Genomic DNA, 2326 nt, shown 5'->3' with positions numbered 1-2326 from the left:
GGGTAGTAGTAGCCTGGTTGGTCTAGGGCTTGGCCGCCACAACGACACCGGGCCCCAGCAGCCATGGTTTGCTCCACTTGATCAACAATGTCGGCCAAGATATCGGGGGTGGCCAGGGGGCCGATGTCCGTGCTCGGTTCACTGGGGTCCCCCACTTTCAGAGCTTGAAATTCTTCGGTTAGACGCTGGAAAAACTCCTCGGCAATGCTGGCTTGGACAATGAATCTTTTGGCGGCAATGCAGGATTGCCCATTGTTTTGCATTCTGGCCGGCACCGCTGTTTGGATAGCTTGGTCTAAGTTTGCATCTTCCAAAACGATGAAGGGGTCAGAACCCCCCAGTTCCAACACGGTTTTTTTAATTTGTTGGGCGGCGGCGCTGGCGAAACTAGCCCCGGCGGGTTCACTGCCCGTCAAGGTTCCCGCTTGGATACGGTCGTCGGCCATTAACTCACTGGCCGCTTTGCCTCCAATTAATAGGGTTTGAAAAGCGCCCTCGGGAAAGCCCGCTGTCTGGAAAATTTCGGCGATCGCCAGGGCACATTGGGGCACGTTGGAAGCGTGTTTGAGCAGACCCACATTGCCCGCCATCAAGGCCGGAGCCGCAAAACGAAACACCTGCCAAAAGGGAAAATTCCAGGGCATCACCGCTAAAATCACCCCCAGGGGTTGGTAGGCAATAAAACTCTGGCTGGCATCGGTGGCCACCATCTCATCGGCCAGAAATTCCTCGGCCTGATCGGCATAGAAACGACAAACCAGCGCACATTTATTAACTTCGGCGATCGCCTGTTGGACTGGTTTACCCATTTCCAGGGTCATGAGGTGCGCCCATTCATCCCGCCGTTCTTCCAGAATATCCGCCGCCCGTCGCAACCATTGTCCCCTTTGAGCAAAGGGTAAAGCTCGAAAACTCCGGAACGTTTCCTGGGCCAAATCCAGTTTGGCATCCACCGCCGCCGCACTATGGGGGGTGAAAGTTTGCACTGTTTGGCCATTGGCCGGATTGATAGTGGCGATCGCCATGGGTTAATCCCTCCCGCAGTTTAAGTTCCCTCAAAAGCCATGGGCTTTCCCCTACCAGTCTAGGTCTCCTTCATGGGATCCTGCTAGCTTGGGTTGGTGACGGGATCTCCGTTATCTTCCTCCGGTGGAGGAGGGGGATTGGAGCCGTCTTCCCCTTTCTCCCCTTTCAAGAAGCGGGCTTCAGCTTCTTTAACAATGGTGTAAAGCACCGGCACCAAGAACAAACTAAGAACGGTGGAAATTAGATAACCACCAAAAATGGCCGTTCCCAAAGACCAACGGCTCATGGCCCCCGCTCCAGAAGCAATCACCAAGGGCCAGAAACCCACCAACCCAGAAATAGCCGTCATTAAAATCGGTCGCATCCTTTCCTTGGCCGCAAAGGCCGCCGCCTGGGGAATCTTCATGCCCAAATCCATGGCCTGGTTGCCAAACTCCACAATCAAAATGGCGTTTTTACTAGCTAGACCGATCAACATCACCAACGCCACCTGGGCATAGACGTTATTGTTCACCGCCGGCCAAACCATATTGGTGGCCACCATGAAATTGGCCCGCAGGAGAATCGCCCCCATGGCGCCCAAAATTGCTAGGGGCACAGTCATCATAATGATGGCCGGGTCCACATAGCTTTCATACTGGGCAGACAGTACTAGGAAAACCATGATGAAAGCCAACCCAAAAATGATCGGTGCCGCCCCGGCGGATTGCAATTCTTCATAGCCGGTGCCATACCAGGCATAGCCAATGGATTCAGGGAATAATTCCTTCGACAGCCTTTCCATTGCCGCCATCGCCTGCCCTGTACTGTAACCAGCGGCAGGGGATGCTTGGACGTCCACAGCGGGGTAGATATTAAAGTGGGTCAAAATCGGTGGGTGGGTAGTTTGTTTCACCTCCACCAGATTGCTTAACTGCACTAAAGCTCCCGTGCGGGAACGGACATAGAGTCGGCCAATGTCCCGGGGATTGGAACGAAATTCCCCATCGGCCATGGCATAGACCTGGTAGAGTCGTCCTTCCAAAACAAACTGGTTGATATAGTTGGAGCCCATATAGGTGCCAATGGTGCTGAACACCTCGGAAATATCAACATTTTGGGCATTGGCCTTCTCCCGGTCCACACTAATTTCCAACAGGGGAGCATTAAAAGTGAACTGGGTAAAGACGGTGCGGGGGTCTAGGGCGGGTTCCTGGCGTAATTTCCCCATAAATTCCTGGATGTAGTCCAAAAAATTATCCAGGGGAATACCACCGCGGTTTTGCACATAAAACTCCAGACCTCCGGTACTACGTAAGCC

The 2326-nt window shown here is 53.6% G+C and carries 2 protein-coding genes; both read right to left on the bottom strand.

The window, feature by feature from the left end; all coding sequences use genetic code 11:
* Positions 1 to 1025, bottom strand: a 1025-nt coding sequence (locus IQ219_RS19050; protein WP_194073655.1) for an aldehyde dehydrogenase family protein, incomplete at its 3' end; no start/stop codon positions are given.
* An 83-nt stretch (positions 1026 to 1108) separates the two neighbouring features.
* A partial coding sequence (locus IQ219_RS19045; protein ID WP_194073654.1) for an efflux RND transporter permease subunit occupies positions 1109 to 2326 on the bottom strand: 1218 nt, incomplete at its 5' end.

The sequence above is a fragment of the Synechocystis sp. LEGE 06083 genome (assembly GCF_015207725.1).
GTDB lineage: Bacteria > Cyanobacteriota > Cyanobacteriia > Cyanobacteriales > Microcystaceae > Synechocystis > Synechocystis salina.
This window is presented reverse-complemented; position numbering and strand designations above follow the sequence as displayed.